At 67.0% G+C, this 15,143-nt stretch carries 16 protein-coding genes and 1 pseudogene; 9 read left to right on the top strand and 8 right to left on the bottom strand.

All coding sequences use genetic code 11. The annotated features are described in order from the left end of the window. Nucleotides 1-508 precede the first annotated feature (508 nt). A pseudogene (locus CRM90_RS03870) lies at nt 509-637 on the top strand (glutamate 5-kinase); the annotation flags it as partial. Here CRM90_RS03870 and CRM90_RS03865 read toward each other — a convergent pair. The 4 genes from CRM90_RS03865 to CRM90_RS03850 all read right to left on the bottom strand — a co-directional run bounded on the left by CRM90_RS03865 (nt 634) and on the right by CRM90_RS03850 (nt 3,199). Further along, the gene (locus CRM90_RS03865) at nt 634-1,470 is read right to left on the bottom strand and encodes an NAD-dependent protein deacetylase (protein WP_102805663.1); all 837 of its coding nucleotides are present in this window, start codon (nt 1,468-1,470) and stop codon (nt 634-636) included. The pseudogene CRM90_RS03870 and the gene CRM90_RS03865 sit on opposite strands and share 4 nt — an antisense overlap. A 19-nt stretch (nt 1,471-1,489) precedes the next feature. Next, a complete protein-coding gene (locus CRM90_RS03860) occupies nt 1,490-2,065 on the bottom strand; it encodes a YdcF family protein (RefSeq protein ID WP_102805662.1) in 576 nt (191 codons plus the stop codon). A gap of 76 nt (nt 2,066-2,141) precedes the next feature. After that, nucleotides 2,142-2,396 carry a hypothetical protein gene (locus CRM90_RS03855; RefSeq protein WP_102805661.1) on the bottom strand — a complete coding sequence of 85 codons (255 nt, stop codon included), beginning with the start codon at nt 2,394-2,396 and terminating at the stop codon, nt 2,142-2,144. A 263-nt stretch (nt 2,397-2,659) separates the two neighbouring features. Beyond that, nucleotides 2,660-3,199, bottom strand: a complete 540-nt coding sequence (locus tag CRM90_RS03850) for a cysteine hydrolase family protein (protein WP_102805660.1) — start codon at nt 3,197-3,199, stop codon at nt 2,660-2,662. A 98-nt stretch (nt 3,200-3,297) separates the two neighbouring features. On the opposite strand from CRM90_RS03850, the gene CRM90_RS03845 reads away from it, so the two are divergent. Beyond that, nucleotides 3,298-5,340 (top strand): NAD(+) synthase, encoded by a 2,043-nt coding sequence (locus CRM90_RS03845; protein WP_102805659.1) that lies wholly within the window; start codon nt 3,298-3,300, stop codon nt 5,338-5,340. A 36-nt stretch (nt 5,341-5,376) separates the two neighbouring features. On the opposite strand, the gene CRM90_RS03840 is transcribed toward CRM90_RS03845, so the two are convergent. Together CRM90_RS03840 and CRM90_RS03835 are read right to left on the bottom strand one after the other, a co-directional pair. Then, entirely contained in the window at nt 5,377-6,198 is an 822-nt protein-coding gene (locus CRM90_RS03840; RefSeq protein ID WP_102805658.1) for an enoyl-CoA hydratase/isomerase family protein, read from the bottom strand. Nucleotides 6,199-6,231: 33 nt separating this feature from the next. Further along, nucleotides 6,232-7,083, bottom strand: a complete 852-nt coding sequence (locus CRM90_RS03835; RefSeq protein WP_102805782.1) for a ribokinase — start codon at nt 7,081-7,083, stop codon at nt 6,232-6,234. 56 nt (nt 7,084-7,139) lie between these two features. Here CRM90_RS03835 and CRM90_RS03830 point away from each other — a divergent pair, with 56 nt between their 5' ends. Genes CRM90_RS03830 through CRM90_RS03820 form a run of 3 tightly spaced genes read left to right on the top strand, consistent with a single transcriptional unit; the run spans nt 7,140 to nt 10,738 of the window. Beyond that, entirely contained in the window at nt 7,140-8,390 is a 1,251-nt protein-coding gene (locus CRM90_RS03830; RefSeq protein WP_102805657.1) for a glutamate-5-semialdehyde dehydrogenase, read from the top strand. 19 nt (nt 8,391-8,409) lie between these two features. Further along, entirely contained in the window at nt 8,410-9,288 is an 879-nt protein-coding gene (locus CRM90_RS03825; RefSeq protein WP_102805656.1) for an AAA family ATPase, read from the top strand. Nucleotides 9,289-9,292: 4 nt separating this feature from the next. Further along, nucleotides 9,293-10,738, top strand: a complete 1,446-nt coding sequence (locus CRM90_RS03820; RefSeq protein ID WP_102805655.1) for a vWA domain-containing protein — start codon at nt 9,293-9,295, stop codon at nt 10,736-10,738. 82 nt (nt 10,739-10,820) lie between these two features. On the opposite strand, the gene CRM90_RS03815 is transcribed toward CRM90_RS03820, so the two are convergent. After that, nucleotides 10,821-11,306 (bottom strand): DUF6790 family protein, encoded by a 486-nt coding sequence (locus tag CRM90_RS03815; protein WP_102805654.1) that lies wholly within the window; start codon nt 11,304-11,306, stop codon nt 10,821-10,823. A gap of 38 nt (nt 11,307-11,344) precedes the next feature. After that, the gene (locus tag CRM90_RS03810) at nt 11,345-12,529 is read right to left on the bottom strand and encodes a PE-PPE domain-containing protein (RefSeq protein ID WP_158248979.1); all 1,185 of its coding nucleotides are present in this window, start codon (nt 12,527-12,529) and stop codon (nt 11,345-11,347) included. 180 nt (nt 12,530-12,709) lie between these two features. On the opposite strand from CRM90_RS03810, the gene nadD reads away from it, so the two are divergent. Genes nadD through octT form a run of 4 tightly spaced genes read left to right on the top strand, consistent with a single transcriptional unit; the run spans nt 12,710 to nt 15,141 of the window. Further along, nucleotides 12,710-13,375: a nicotinate-nucleotide adenylyltransferase gene (gene nadD / locus CRM90_RS03805; protein WP_286145613.1), complete on the top strand. Its 666-nt coding sequence runs from the start codon at nt 12,710-12,712 to the stop codon at nt 13,373-13,375. Next, nucleotides 13,372-13,755 (top strand): ribosome silencing factor, encoded by a 384-nt coding sequence (gene rsfS / locus CRM90_RS03800; protein WP_102805651.1) that lies wholly within the window; start codon nt 13,372-13,374, stop codon nt 13,753-13,755. The genes nadD and rsfS overlap by 4 nt, the downstream gene beginning before the upstream one ends. Then, nucleotides 13,752-14,420: a glucosyl-3-phosphoglycerate phosphatase gene (gene gpgP / locus CRM90_RS03795; RefSeq protein WP_102805650.1), complete on the top strand. Its 669-nt coding sequence runs from the start codon at nt 13,752-13,754 to the stop codon at nt 14,418-14,420. The genes rsfS and gpgP overlap by 4 nt, the downstream gene beginning before the upstream one ends. Next, the gene (gene octT, locus CRM90_RS03790; RefSeq protein ID WP_102805649.1) at nt 14,410-15,141 is read left to right on the top strand and encodes a diglucosylglycerate octanoyltransferase; all 732 of its coding nucleotides are present in this window, start codon (nt 14,410-14,412) and stop codon (nt 15,139-15,141) included. Before gpgP ends, octT begins: the two co-directional genes overlap by 11 nt. Nucleotides 15,142-15,143 lie beyond the last annotated feature (2 nt).

Here is a 15,143-nt window from a genome sequence, read left to right as displayed (position 1 = left end):
GAGTGCGGTTTATGTTTGACCCTGTGGGAGCGGAACGAGTCGCGCGCCGTGAGGTGCGATCGGAGTGTCCACTGCGTTTGGCTGCGGTGGTGTCCTTGCCTCGTGTGCCGGTCAAACCGGATTTCTGGGGCCGGGACGATTGGCCGGTGCTCTTGGAGTGTCCGGGAGCCTCCGACCCCGCCGAGGTGGATCCATGCCCGCTGGTATCGGCATTGGCCAAGGCCAGGCTTGATGAGATGCCCATCCCGACGCCCAACGCGACGGCCAAAGCTCCCACGCGACCCACATTCCGACCAGCGCCCACTATCGGTTCCTCCCGATATCTCTGCCATACGCCGAAATGTCGGCGGCGTTAAATATTGCACAAATAGCCAGCGGTTTTCCAAACAGTTCACAGCAACTGCGATGGTTCGTACTGGAGGCTCTCGCGTTCGACTGGTCAAGGAAGCGGAGATTGAACGTGACCCAGCGGCGCCGCTAAACGTTGGTGTCCGGTATCACCCGGGACATGGTCGCCCGCGGGGTGGTGGCCTACGACGCCGGTGAACTGACCACCATGATCGGCCGCTCGACCTCGGACCTGCCTGCCGAAATGCGCCGTCCCGCAGTGCACACCGACGACTTGGTGGCCGTCTAGGTCGCGGAGGTCAGGCCGGACAGTTCGTCGGCCAGCAGCGCCAGCATCGGCGAACAGCCGCTGTCCACTGTGACGGTGGCCAGCGCGTCACCGCGCGTGGGCCCGCGGTTGATGATCGCGACGGGCATGCCCGTCGCGGCGGCGTGCCGCACGAACCGGTAGCCGGAGAACACCGTCAGCGAGGACCCGGCCACCAGCAGTGCGTCGGATTCGTCGACCAGTGAATACGCCTGGGCCACAACATCTTTGTGCACGCTCTCGCCGAAATAGACGATGTCGGGCTTGAGCATGCCAGCGCACGACGGGCAGTCGATGAACCGGAACGACTCGGTATCGGTGACCATGGCGTCCGCGTCGGGGGCGACGGCAATACCGCCGAGCCGTTCGGCGCGTTCGGCGAATCCCGGGTTGGCCGCCTCGAGTTCGTCGGCCAGCGCCGCGCGCGACATGGTGTACCCGCAGTCCAGGCAGACCACGTGCGCGTAGGTGCCGTGCAGGTTGATGACATTGCGGCTGCCCGCCTTGGTATGCAGCAGGTCGACGTTCTGAGTGATGATGCCGGTGACCACGCCGGCGCGCTCCAGATGGGCCAGCGCCCGGTGCCCGGCATTGGGCATGGTCTGGGCCATGTGGCGCCAGCCCAGATGATTGCGCGCCCAGTAACGCTGCCGGAACGCCTGACTCGAGGTGAACTGGCGAATCGTCATCGGATTTGCCGGCGGCGAATCCGGGCCGCGATAGTCGGGAATGCCCGAGTCGGTGGAGATCCCGGCACCGGTGAGCACGGCCACACGCCGGCCCGCCAACAACGAGACCAGTTCGGGGCTTTCCACGCCCTCCAGAGTAGGCGGGCTAGCCGAAGTTGGTGAGCGGGCTCAATACGTCGTGAGCGAACTGCGTGATGTTCAGCGTCGGGTTGCCGTCCGGATAGCTCACGGTGGCCAGCAGATTGGCGCCGGCATCGACGAAATCGCCGTCAGCACGACCCTGATGAGTCGACGACGTCACCAGGATGATGCCCGAGGTGCCGGCCTTCTTGGCCAGCGGCACCGAGAACTGGGCGTTCTGCACCGTGCTGTTGGCCCGGTCCTCGACGATGATCCGGCTGTCCGGAAAGTTCAGCATCAACAGCATCCGGCGCATCTGGGCGGCTTCGGTCACGCCGTTCTGCGGGTTACCGCCAGTGACGATGATCGGCGAGTGCGGGTACATCTGAGCGACCGCTAGCCCGGTCAGCACCCGGCGTCGCAGGATCATTCGCATCGAGCCGTCGGGTAGCAGGCCGTAACCCAGAATGACGATCGCCGGATTGGAGAAGTCCTTGGCCGCGGCCACCGGCTCGGCGTGGGCAGCCGGCACAACCTCGCCGATCAGCGTGGCGACAACCAGGAGCGCGGCGCCGCAAGCGGCCTTCCATCGACGACGCACGCTTCCTCCGACCCGTTTGACGGTGCTGCTTGCGTAATCGCGCGGGTCTGCACAGGTGTTACTTGCGTCGCATCGGTCACAGGTGTTCCATAGCCCGCGCCATCGCCGAATGCTCGAGAAATTCGTAGTGCACCGGTGAGTACCGCTGGCGCTGGTGCCGAGCTTCGGTAGCCGCCCGATGATGAGTGAGCCACCGCTGCAGCAGCCCCGCCTTGGTGGACGGCATCGCCGCGGCGGCCGTCAGCATCTTGACTTCGTGCTCGGTGATGAGCACGGTCGGCCGGGTGTCGACGATTCGAGGCGTCGGTTGGACAGGTGCGTGTATGGACATTTCGATCCCCCAATCTGTCGGCCGGCAACTCCGGCCATGGGGCAAACGTACGACCGCAGGCACCGGTGGGGGCGCGTAGATCGCTACTCGAAAACGGCGCGGAACCCCGCAAAAGCCATGCGCCACAACACGAGTAGCCCTGTGACCCAGGTCACCGATGATGTGCTAGCTAGTTAGCGCTTATGGCGAGAACTCGTTGAGCATGGCGTTGGCCCAACGCATTTGGCGTAGCGACTGGGGATGACAGTGTTGCGAGAGATCACTCAAGGCAGGCACTTCTCGGCCGTGACGATGTCGGCACTCATGTTGCGTTGCATCATCGCCAGGGCGGCTGCGCCGAGGTCCGTATCGATGTGCGCCGCCGCGTCTTTGGGCACCATCACCGAGTAGTGGCGAACATAGGCGTCCAGGGCGCTGTAGAGGATGCACTGTTCGGTGACCTGCCCCGTGATAATGACCTTGTCGACGTCGAGCCGAGTCAACAGGTAGTCCAGCGGGGTGGCGTAGAAGGCGCTGTGCCGCACCTTCGTCATGATCCGGGCACCCACGTGCGGGGCGATGGGGCGGACCAACTCCGGCCGGGCCCCGTCCAGGGCGTTTCGAACGAGGTCACTGGGCTCGGCAGTGAAATCGCCGTAGTTGTCGTTGACGTAGATCAGCTCGACGTCGTCACGGTCCCTGGCCTCGGTGATCAGGTTAGCCAAGGGTTCGACGATGTCGGTGACGTTGCCGGCGAGCATGTCGGCGTCGGGATGTTGGTAGGCGTTGAGCATGTCAACCACCAACAGCGCGGTATTGGACATGTCCCGGCGACCACCCGCTCAGGGCCGAAAGACACGTCGGAGGCGTCCGAACGGGTGGTTCCCGTTCCGCCGCGGGAGTGACGGGCAACAATAGGGCCATGGATTTCTACTCCGCCTACCGGCACGGGTTCGTGCGGGTCGCTGCCTGCACACACCACACGGTGCTGGCGGACCCCGCAGCCAACGCCGAGTCGGTGCTGCGGATCGCGCGGGCCAACCACGACGACAGCGTCGCGGTGACGGTGTTCCCCGAGCTCACCTTGTCGGGCTACTCGATCGAGGACATCCTGCTGCAGGACTCGCTGCTCGACGCCGTTGAAGACGCCCTGCTCGAGGTGGTCGCGGCGTCGGCCGATCTGTTCGGCGTGCTGGTGGTCGGAGCGCCGCTGCGGTATCTGCATCGCATCTACAACACCGCAGTGGTCATCCACCGCGGTGCGGTGCTCGGGGTGGTGCCGAAGTCCTATCTGCCGAACTACCGCGAGTTCTACGAACGTCGTCAGGTCGCGGCCGGTGACGACGTGGCGGGCACGATCCGCATCGGTGGTGTCGACGTGCCGTTCGGTCCGGACCTGTTGTTCGCCGCCGACGACGTGTCCGGGCTGGTGTTGCATGTCGAGATCTGCGAGGACATGTTCGTCCCGATTCCGCCGAGCGCCGAGGCAGCTCTGGCGGGTGCGACGGTGTTGGCGAACCTATCCGGTAGCCCGATCACGATCGGCCGGGCCGAGGACCGCAAGCTCCTGGCCCGTTCGGCGTCGGGGCGCTGCCTGGCTGCCTACATCTACGCCGCGGCGGGCGAGGGGGAGTCCAGCACCGATTTGGCGTGGGACGGCCAGACGATGATCCACGAGAACGGCCGTCTGCTGGCCGAATCCGAGCGATTTCCGAAAGGGGAGCGACGCTCGGTCGCCGATGTCGACCTGGATCTGTTGCGCTCCGAGCGGCTCCGGATGGGCACCTTCGACGACAATCGTCGCCACCATCAGGATCGGTTGAAGGCGTTCCGGCGCATCGGGTTCCGCCTCGACCCGCCGAGTGGAGACATCGGATTGATGCGCGAGGTGGAGCGCTTTCCGTTCGTGCCGAGCGATCCGCTTCGCCTGGAGCAGGATTGCTACGAGGGCTACAACATCCAGGTCGCCGGTCTCGAGCAGCGATTGCGGGCACTGAACTATCCGAAGGTCGTGATCGGGGTGTCCGGCGGCCTGGACTCGACGCACGCCCTCATCGTGGCCGCCCGGGCCATGGACCGGGAAGGCCGGCCCCGCAGCGACATCCTGGCGTTCACCCTGCCGGGGTTCGCGACCGGTGAGCGCACCAAGAGCAATGCGATCAAGCTGTCGCAGGCGCTGGGAGTCACGTTCTCCGAGTTGGATATTCGAGACACCGCCACGCTGATGTTGACGGAGATCGGTCACCCCTTCTCCCGCGGCGAGAAGGTGTACGACGTGACCTTCGAGAACGTGCAGGCAGGGCTGCGCACCGACTACCTGTTCCGGATCGCCAATCAGCGCGGCGGGATCGTCCTGGGTACCGGCGACCTCTCCGAACTCGGCCTGGGCTGGTCGACCTACGGTGTCGGCGATCAGATGTCACACTACAACGTCAACGGCGGAGTGCCGAAAACCCTTATCCAGCACCTGATCCGGTGGGTGATCTCGTCCGGAGAGTTCTCCGATGAGGTCGGCGAGATTCTGCAGTCGGTCCTCGACACCGAGATCACCCCCGAACTGGTGCCGACCGGTGAGGACGAGGAGATCCAGAGCAGCGAAGCCAAGGTCGGCCCGTACTCGCTGCAGGATTTCTCATTGTTTCAGGTGTTGCGATACGGCTTCCGGCCGTCGAAGATCGCGTTCCTGGCCTGGCACGCCTGGAGCGATCCGGCCGGCGGAGCCTGGCCGCCGGGATTCCCCGAAGGCAAGCGTCCGGCCTACTCGCTCAAGGAGATTCGGCATTGGTTGAGTGTCTTTGTGCAGCGCTACTACTCGTTCAGTCAGTTCAAGCGGTCGGCACTGCCGAACGGGCCCAAGGTGTCGCACGGCGGATCGCTGTCGCCGCGCGGTGATTGGCGAGCGCCGTCGGACATGTCGGCGCGGATCTGGCTTGCCGAGATCGAGCAGGAGATCCCGGAGGACTGATCACCGGCAGCAATCGTCTCCGCGCGACAGGCTGAACTACAGCCTGCCGTCGATGCGCAGATCCGGATGCACCCAGTCTGGCGACCGGCGTTCCTTGAACGCCATGAAACCTTCGATGGACTCCGGCGATCCGAGACTGCGCTGCATGCCGATCCGGTCGTACAGCCCCAGATAGTTGTCGATGCTGGACTTGACCACCGAACGCGCGACCGGAGCGGTGCGGCAGCACTGGGCGAGGATGTCCCGTGCCGTCTCGGCCAGTGCGTCGTGTGGAACCACCCGGGCGACCATGCCCCAATCCAGCGCCTCGTCGGCGGTCAGCGTGCGGCCGGTGAACATCAGGTCGCGGGTCCGGACCGGGCCGATCAGCCGGGCCAGCATCTGGCTGTAGTAGGTGTCGGCGATCCCGCGGTAGAGCTCGGGGACGCGAAACGTCGCGCGGTCACTGACCACCGCCATGTCGGCGCACAGTGCGATCTGCAGCCCGCCGCCCTGACACAGTCCGTTGACGGCAGCCACCACCGGCTTGGCGGACTGCCGCAGCGTGTCGAACGGCAACGCGTCCATGCCGAGCGCCGCCCCGAACGTGAGCCAGTTGTCCACCCCGCCGCCGCCCATGTCCCCGCCGGGGGCGAACACGTCGCCGGTGCCGGTGATCAGCAGACCGGCCAGGTCCGGGTCCGCCGCGACGTGGTTAACCGCGTACTTGATGCCGAAGTACATCGCCGGCGTCATGGCGTTGCGCGCCTCGGGGCGGTCCAGGGTGCACACCCCGAACGCGCCCTCCCGGGTGAATTTCAGGAACGGGGTGCCGAGCCAGTCGCCCTCGGGCGGCCGCGGACTGTCGCTGTGTGTCATCGAGTGCACACTATCGCCCCAACCGTAACGAATTCAGTACCGGGTGAGGGCGTCGTCGATCGCCTCGCTGCGTGGTGCGCAATCGCCTGCGCCGGCGATCAGTGTCGCCAGCGACCCCGCGGCGCAGGCCCGCCGTAGTGCGCGGTCACGGCCGCTTGCCCAGCTGGCGGCGAGCACGCCCGCGAAGACGTCGCCTGCGCCGGTGGTGTCGATCGCCTCGACCTCGGGACTGGGGACGTCGACAGCGCCGTGCGGCCCACGGTACGTCGCGCCGCGGGAACCGCGGGTCACCACGAGATGTTCTGTCGGCCAACGCCAGTGCGGTTCCTCGGCCTCGTTGACGATGACGACGTCGGTGACATCGGCCAGCTCGGCCAGTCCCTGGTCGGCGCTGACCGGGGAGGCGTTGACCATCACCGTGGCCCCGACGGAGCGCGCCTCCCGGGCGGCGGCCACAGCCGTCGCGACCGGCACCTCCAACTGAACGAGCAGCACGTCGCAGTCCGCGATGACGGCGCGGGCAGCCGCGTTGAGCGTCAGATGCCCGTTGGCTCCGGGCGCCACCACGATCATGTTCTCGCCGTGGTCGTCGACCAGGATGACAGCCCGGCCGCTGGCAACCGACAACGCCTCAACACCGTCGAGGCGAACGCCGTTCGCGCGCAGATGGGTCCGCAATTCATCGCCCTCCCGGTCGGTGCCGACCGCTCCGACGAACTGCACATCGGCGCCGGCGCGGGCCGCGGCCACCGCCTGGTTGCCGCCCTTACCGCCCGGGGCGGTCACCACCGACGAGCCCAGAACCGTCTCGCGGGCCCGCGGCAACGCGGCTACCCGAAAGAATTGATCGACGTTCACGCTGCCCACCACGCACACTCGTGTCACGGAGTCCACGCTAGCCCCCACCTGCCGGTTGGTCGGGAGACCGATATCCTGGGCGAATGAGTGTCGAAGCACCGTCCGTGGACCAGGGCTTGCGCGGTCAGGTTCACGACGCCGCCCGCCGGGCGCGGGTCGCCTCACGCACCCTCGGCACGCTAACCACCACCATCAAAGACCGCGCCCTGCACGCCGCCGCGGACGCCGTGCTGGCCCACGCGGATGCAATCCTGGCCGCCAATGCCGCCGACCTCGACGCCGCACGTGCGGCGGGCACCGCGGAGGCCATGCTGGACCGGCTGGCACTCAACCCGCAGCGCATCGACGGCATCGCCGCCGGCCTGCGTCAGGTCGCCGGGCTGCCGGACCCGATCGGTGAAGTGTTGCGCGGCCGCACCCTGCCCAACGGGCTGCAACTGCGCCAGCAGCGGGTCCCGCTCGGAGTCGTCGGGATCGTCTACGAGGGCCGGCCCAACGTGACCGTCGACGCCTTCGGACTCACCCTCAAATCCGGCAACGCCGTCCTGCTGCGCGGCAGTTCCTCGGCCGCCAACTCCAACGCCGCGCTCGTCGCCGCGCTGCGCGGCGCCCTGGCCGCCGAAGGCCTGCCCGAAGACGCGGTCCAGCTGCTGCCCAGCGCCGACCGCGCCAGCGTCACCCACCTCATCCAGGCCCGCGGGTTGGTGGACGTGGTGATCCCGCGCGGGGGCGCCGGCCTGATCGACGCCGTCGTGCGCGATGCCACGGTGCCGACCATCGAAACCGGCGTCGGCAACTGCCACGTCTACGTGCATTCCGCCGCGGACATCGACGTCGCTGAACGAATCATCCTCAACGCCAAGACCCGTCGGCCCAGCGTCTGCAATGCGGCCGAGACCCTGTTGGTCGACCAGGCGCTGGCCGACACCGCGCTACCTCGCCTGGTCGACGCCCTGAGTCGGGCCGGCGTCACCGTCCACGACAACCCGACCGAGGATGACCTGCGGGCGGAGTTCCTGTCGATGGACATCGCGGTGGCCACCGTGGCCGGCCTCGACGCCGCCATCGAGCACATCAACACCTACGGCACCGGGCACACCGAGGCGATCGTCACCACCAATCTCGAAGCGGCGCAACGGTTCACCGAACGTGTGGACGCCGCCGCGGTGATGGTCAACGCCTCCACGGCATTCACCGACGGCGAGCAGTTCGGCTTCGGAGCCGAGATCGGCATCTCCACCCAGAAGCTGCATGCCCGCGGCCCGATGGGTTTGCCCGAATTGACGTCAACCAAGTGGATCGTCTGGGGAGACGGCCACACCCGACCTGCCTGAGACGACAACAGGAGAATCCGTGACTGAAACCCCGGCCCGCCCGGCGCCGCTGTTCGCTGACATCGACGATGTCGCCAAGCGGCTGGCCGAGACCGGCTACCTGCCCGACACCGCAACCGCCACCGCGGTGTTTCTCGCCGACCGGCTGGGCAAGCCCCTGCTGGTCGAGGGGCCGGCCGGCGTCGGCAAGACCGAGCTCGCCCGCGCGGTCGCCCAGACCACCGGGTCGGGCCTGGTACGCCTGCAGTGCTACGAGGGTGTCGACGAGGCCCGCGCGCTTTACGAGTGGAACCACGCCAAGCAGATCCTGCGGATGCAGTCCGGGTCGAACGACTGGGATCAGGCCAAGTCCGACATCTTCAGCGAGGAATTCCTGCTGTCCCGCCCGCTGCTGACCGCGATCCGGCGCACCGAACCCACCGTGCTGCTGATCGACGAAACCGACAAGGCCGACATCGAGATCGAAGGCCTGCTGCTGGAGGTGCTCAGCGATTTCGCGGTCACCGTGCCCGAACTCGGCACCATCACCGCCTCGCGCACTCCGTTCGTGGTGCTGACCTCCAACGCCACCCGGGAGCTGTCCGAGGCGCTCAAGCGTCGTTGCCTGTTCCTGCACATCGACTTCCCCGACCCCGACCTCGAGCGACGCATCCTGTTGTCGCGGGTGCCCGAACTACCGGAGTCGCTGGCCGCCGAACTGGTGCGGATCATCGGGGTGCTGCGCGGCATGCAGCTCAAGAAGGTGCCCTCGGTCGCCGAGACCATCGACTGGGGCCGCACGATCCTGGCCCTCGGGATGGACACCATCGACGACGCAACCATCGCCGCGACGCTCGGGGTGGTGCTCAAGCACCAGTCCGATCAGCAGCGCGCCACCGGCGAACTTCGGCTGAACTAGCCCGATGGCCGTCCGCAGGGTGCGTCCCGCACAGCCGCTGGCCCCGCACGGGTTGCCCGGGCATCTGGTGGGGTTCGTCGAAGCGCTACGCGCCCAAGGTATCTCGGTGGGCCCCTCGGAGACTGTCGACGCCGGCCGGGTGCTGACGGTGCTGGGGCTGGGGGAGCGGGAAGCGCTGCGGGAGGGACTGGCCTGCGCGGTGCTGCGGCGCGCTGACCACCGGCAGACCTACGACGCGTTGTTCGACCTGTGGTGGCCTGCCGCGCTGGGCGGCCGCACCGTGCTGGTCGACGAGGATGCCGACGAGGAGCCCCAGCAGGGCCTGCCGCCCGAGGACATCGAGGCCATGCGGGAAATGCTGCTGGACCTGCTGGCCGACAACCCCGACATCGGCGACATGGACGAGCGGCTGGTCGCGATGATCGCCCAGATCGTCGAGGCGTACGGCCGCTACACCTCGAGTCGCGGCCCGTCGTACTCGTCGTATCAGGCGCTCAAGGCGATGGGACTCGACGAGCTGGAAGGCCGGCTGCTGGCCGGCTTGCTCGCACCGCACGACGACGACCCCACCCCCACGCAGGAGCAGATCGCCAAAGCGCTTGCCGCGCAGAAGATCGCACAACTTCGCCGGATGGTGGAGAGCGAGACCAAGCGGCGCACCGCCGAACAGCTGGGCCGTGACCATGTCCAGATGTACGGCATCCCGCAGCTGTCCGAGAACGTGGAGTTCCTGCGGGCGTCCGGGGATCAGCTGCGCGAGATGCGCAAGGTCGTCGGCCCGCTGGCGCGAATGCTGGCCACCCGCCTGGCGGCCCGCCGTCGTCGGTCCCGGTCCGGTGCCATCGACCTGCGCAAGACCCTGCGCAAGTCGATGTCGACGGGGGGTGTGCCGATCGACGTTGTGCTGCGTAAGCCGCGCCCGGCTCGGTCGGAACTCGTTGTGCTGTGCGATGTCTCGGGTTCAGTGGCGGGCTTCAGTCACTTCACCCTGCTGCTCGTCAACGCCCTGCGTCAGCAGTTCTCCCGGGTTCGGGTGTTCGCCTTCATCGACACCACCGACGAGGTGACGCACCTGTTCGGTCCGGACGCCGACCTCGCGGTCGCGATCCAGCGCATCACCCGCGAGGCGGGGGTGTACACCCGCGACGGGCACTCCGACTACGGCAACGCGTTCGTCTCGTTCACCGAGAACTTCCACAACGTGTTGTCGCCGCGCAGTTCGCTGTTGGTGCTCGGCGACGGTCGCACCAACTACCGCAATCCGGCCGTGGAGGTGCTGGCCCACATGGTCACCTCGAGCCGTCATGCGCACTGGCTCAACCCCGAGCCGCGGCACCTGTGGGGCAGCGGCGATTCGGCGGTCCCGCGCTACGAAGACGTCATCACCATGCACGAATGCCGGTCGGCCAAGCAGCTTGCCGCCGTGATCGACCAACTGCTGCCGGTCTAGCGCGCCTACCCCTCGCCCAAACCGACGTTTCGCCGAATTTGTGCGAGTGGAGCCCGACGCAACGTCGATCTCGGTCTAGTCGCTAGGCCCTGGGCGTCGCGTCGCCGCCGGTGCGCCGCGACCAGATGTACAGCGCCCACATGACAATCGGCAGCAGAAAATCAGTCCACAACGGGAACCCGATGTTGTACGGCCGGGTGTTGTTTTCGGCCAGCCAGTAGTAAATGTGGCCGGCACCGTCGCCGAGGTACTGGATGGTCAGCACAATGATCGTGCACAGCCAGAAGTGGCCGCGAAACCAGTACGCCAGGATGCCGACGACGCCGATTGCGGTGTCGCCCATCGCGTTCTCCCATTGGAAACCGCCATTGCCGCGGGTGTAGCCGATCAGTTCCGCCGTGTGCGGGCCGTCGAAGATGTGGAAGGCGGCGCCCAGCAGCGACGCGACACCGACGACTGTGACCATCCACCACACCATGTGGACGTCGGCCGGGTTGCGGTCCCTATGACGGCGACTCTGAATCAGGGCACCGATCACCGCGATCAGAGCGGCAACGACTGTGGGCATAGCCGATCATGACATGCGCCAGCCCTGAAAGATCCGGCCTAGCTCGCCTTCTTGGCCGACGGCCGCGCGCTGCCGCCGGTGGACTTCTTCTTCGGTGCAGCGCTGCCCGACGAGTCGCTCGACGCGGCGCTCTTCTTCGCGCCGGTGGCCTTCTTGGCGGGACTGCCGGCTTTCGGCGTCGACGCGGCCGCCAGTGCGCTCACTTCAGGTGTGCTCACCGCCGGCTTGCTCACCTCGGCTGTGCTCGCCTCCGGTTCGGCTGCCGCCGCCGTCACGGCCTTCGGCGCGGCGCTGGGCGCAGCGGGCAGGCTGGGGAAGGCGGGCAGGCTGATGCCCGGCAGCAGTTGGGCCCTGGTCGGCGTGCTGTAATCGGCGCGGTTGTAACCCATTTCGATGAACTTGCGCAGGACCGGATCGATGGCGCCAAGTATCGGGTCCGGCACGATTCCCTTGAGCGGCATCAGCAGCGGGACCAGCGGGGTCCGAATGAGGTAGTACGTGGTGTCGCCGTGCTGTTGGTAGTACGCGCTGCCGCCGGCCTTCGCGGCCTCGATGTCGGCGGCGGTGAGCTCGGTCTGGGTCTGACCATGGACGTAGATCATCCCCATGATCGCGTTGACCGTTGCCAACAGATTCAAGGGGTAGGTGGGGAAGTCGGCCCAGCCGTCGTACTGGCGGGCGACGTCCACCGTAGTATCGCCGTTGTCTGGAGTCGCCCCGCTCACGCTGATATCGAGGACCGGAATGTACAGTCCGGCAAACCTTTCCAGAATTCCACCGTTGGGTCGGCTCGGGTTCTCGACGAGGACGAAGGTGTTCCCGGTGCCCTCGGGGTGGGCGGCTTTGTAACGGGACAGCACCACCGCGCCCTGCGACAGTCCGAAGATGACGTCGCCCTGGGGGTCACGCGCTTCGACGTTCTGCACGCCCTGCGCAACGGACTGGTTCCACGTTTTGTCGAAGATGTAGTTGTTCGACACCGGCCAGAAACCGGCGTTGTAGGCGATGTTGCCTGCCGAGGTGGGGGTGGCCGCCGGGGTGTCGGTGCCGTCGAGCACGCGGGAGATGAAATCGCGGTACTGCTGGTCGGTGGGGGTCCAGCCGATATTCGTGCCGCGCAGATAATCCACGGTGGCGGCGGTCAACACCGGTGCCGACGACACCGTCGGCGTCAGCCCCACCGCGACGGCCGCGGCCACAGCCACCACACTGGTCACAGGCACAGATATCCGTCGGCTACCGAGCTTCTTCATCACAGGCCCCCTGATCGGCATAACTCGACTCGGGGAAAAGGCTACCTGAACTTTAGTGATATCCCTCACGTGCCTTTGCCAGGGCACAGAGTCCGCGACCGATCGCGAGCGTGCGGAAACGCACCAGCGCCTCCCGTAAGCTGGTCAATCGTGGTTTCCTCGGCGCGGCGCAGGCTCGGCGTGATGGGTGGGACGTTCGATCCCATCCACAACGGCCACCTGGTTGCGGCCAGTGAGGTCGCCGACCTCTTCGAGCTGGACGAGGTGGTGTTCGTACCCACCGGCCAACCGTGGCAGAAGTCCCGGGAGGTGACCCCGGCCGAGGATCGCTACCTGATGACGGTCATCGCGACCGCCGCCAACCCCCGGTTCTCGGTGAGCCGCGTCGACATCGACCGTGGCGGAGCCACCTACACCAGCGACACCCTGCGCGATCTGCGCGCGCTGAATCCCAACGCCGACCTGTACTTCATCACCGGAGCCGACGCACTGGCCTCGATCCTGTCCTGGCAGAACTGGGAGGAACTGTTCGCGCTGGCGAAGTTCGTCGGTGTCAGCCGGCCCGGTTACGAGCTCAACGGCCAACACATCGTCGCCGCGTTCGACCAACTGCCCGAGGAGGCACTGAGCCTCGTCTCGGTGCCCGCCCTGGCCATCTCATCCACCGACTGCCGGCTGCGCGCGGCCAAGAACCGGCCCATCTGGTATCTGGTGCCCGACGGCGTCGTGCAGTACGTGTCCAAGCGCCACCTCTACAGCGACTTGGGCCAGGTGGACCGTCTGTCCGTCACCACAATCGAGGAGACCACCACGTGACCGCGTCCGACGAAGCCGTCCAGATGGCGACGGTGGCCGCGCGGGCCGCCGCCGCCAAGCTCGCCCAGAACGTCGTCGTGATCGACGTGTCCGGCCAGCTGGTGATCACCGACTGCTTCGTGATCGCCTCGGCGTCCAACGAGCGACAGGTCAACGCGATTGTCGACGAGGTCGAGGAGAAGATGCGGCTGGCCGGATACAAGCCGGCCCGCCGGGAAGGCACCCGCGAAGGCCGCTGGGTGCTCCTGGACTATGTCGACATCGTGGTGCACATCCAGCATCAGGAGGAGCGCAACTTCTACGCCCTGGATCGGCTGTGGCGGGACTGCCCCTTCCTGAGCGTGAACCTGGATGACGTTGAGGTCGAGGACGCTCCATGAGGGTGCGCAGGCTGGTGATGCTGCGCCACGGACAGACGGAGTACAACGCCGGAAGCCGTATGCAGGGCCAGCTCGACAGCGAGCTCACCGACCTGGGCCGGGCTCAGGCTGTTGCCGCCGCCGAGGTGCTGGCCAAGCGTCAGCCCGTCCGCATCGTGTCCTCAGATCTGCACCGCGCCTACGACACCGCAGTGGCGCTGGGGGAGCGCACCGGCCTGCGGGTGGAGGTCGACACCCGGCTTCGCGAAACCCACCTCGGCGACTGGCAGGGTATGACCCACCACGAGGTGGATGCCGTGTCGCCAGGTGCGCGGCTGGCGTGGCGCGACGACGCGACCTGGGCTCCGCACGGCGGCGAGAGTCGGGTTGATGTTGCCAACCGCAGTATCCCGCTGGTCGCTGAATTGGTTGCCGCAGAACGCGAATGGGGCGTCGACGAGCCCGACCGCCCGCTGGTGCTGGTGGCCCACGGTGGACTGATCGCTGCGTTGTGTGCCGGGCTGCTCGGGCTTCCGGTCGGGAACTGGCCGGTGCTGGGTGGCATGGGCAACGCGAGTTGGGCGCAGCTGTCCGGACACGGTGCCGACGACGCGGTCTTCGAGGACATCCGCTGGCGTCTCGACGTGTGGAACGCTTCGGCGCAGGTGGCCAACGATGTCCTCTGAGTCGACGTTGCTGATCTTCTGCGACTCCCTGTCCTACTACGGTCCACAAGGCGGCCTGCCCTCCGACGATCCGCGGATCTGGCCGAATATCGTTGCCCGTCAACTGGGTTGGGATGTCGAACTGATCGGCCGCATCGGGTGGACCAGCCGCGACGTCTGGTGGGCGGCCACCCAGGATCCGCGGGCGTGGGCCGCGCTGCCCCGTGCCGGTGCGGTGATCTTCGCGACCAGCGGGATGGATTCGCTGCCTTCGCCGCTGCCCACCGCGCTGCGTGAGTTGATCCGCTACGTCCGGCCGTCTTGGCTGCGCCGCTGGGTGCGCGACGGCTACGGCTGGGTTCAGCCGAAACTCTCACCGATCGCGCGCCCGGCGCTGCCGCCTCATCTGACGGTGGAGTACCTCGAAATGACCCGCGGTGCAATCGACTTCAACCGCCCCGGCATTCCGATGGTCGCGTCGGTACCCTCGGTGCACATCGCGCCCACCTATGGCATGTCCCATCGCGGCAGGCCCGGCACAGTTGCCGCGATCAACGAGTGGGCGGCGCAGCATGACATTCCGGTGGTCGATCTGAAAGCCGCCGTGGCCGAAGAGGTGCTGGCCGGCCGCGGCAACCCGGACGGTATCCACTGGAACTTCGAAGCGCATTCCGGCGTCGCCGAGCTGATGCTCAAGGCCCTCGCCGAAGCAGGCGTCCCACTCGACAACCCGCACCGCTGATC

It is taken from the genome of Mycobacterium sp. ENV421 (assembly GCF_002887815.1).
Classification (GTDB): domain Bacteria; phylum Actinomycetota; class Actinomycetes; order Mycobacteriales; family Mycobacteriaceae; genus Mycobacterium.
Note: the sequence above shows the minus strand (reverse complement) of the source record. Positions and strands in the feature narration are given on the sequence as shown.

What these genes read in the sequence shown, in the direction of transcription:
- CRM90_RS03855 (WP_102805661.1), bottom strand. Translation starts at nt 2,396, where the DNA reads ATGTCCATACACGCACCTGTCCAACCGACGCCTCGAATCGTCGACACC.
- CRM90_RS03850 (WP_102805660.1), bottom strand. Translation starts at nt 3,199, where the DNA reads ATGTCCAATACCGCGCTGTTGGTGGTTGACATGCTCAACGCCTACCAA.
- CRM90_RS03845 (WP_102805659.1), top strand. Translation starts at nt 3,298, where the DNA reads ATGGATTTCTACTCCGCCTACCGGCACGGGTTCGTGCGGGTCGCTGCC.
- CRM90_RS03840 (WP_102805658.1), bottom strand. Translation starts at nt 6,198, where the DNA reads ATGACACACAGCGACAGTCCGCGGCCGCCCGAGGGCGACTGGCTCGGC.
- CRM90_RS03830 (WP_102805657.1), top strand. Translation starts at nt 7,140, where the DNA reads ATGAGTGTCGAAGCACCGTCCGTGGACCAGGGCTTGCGCGGTCAGGTT.
- CRM90_RS03820 (WP_102805655.1), top strand. Translation starts at nt 9,293, where the DNA reads ATGGCCGTCCGCAGGGTGCGTCCCGCACAGCCGCTGGCCCCGCACGGG.
- CRM90_RS03815 (WP_102805654.1), bottom strand. Translation starts at nt 11,306, where the DNA reads ATGCCCACAGTCGTTGCCGCTCTGATCGCGGTGATCGGTGCCCTGATT.
- gpgP (WP_102805650.1), top strand. Translation starts at nt 13,752, where the DNA reads ATGAGGGTGCGCAGGCTGGTGATGCTGCGCCACGGACAGACGGAGTAC.
- octT (WP_102805649.1), top strand. Translation starts at nt 14,410, where the DNA reads ATGTCCTCTGAGTCGACGTTGCTGATCTTCTGCGACTCCCTGTCCTAC.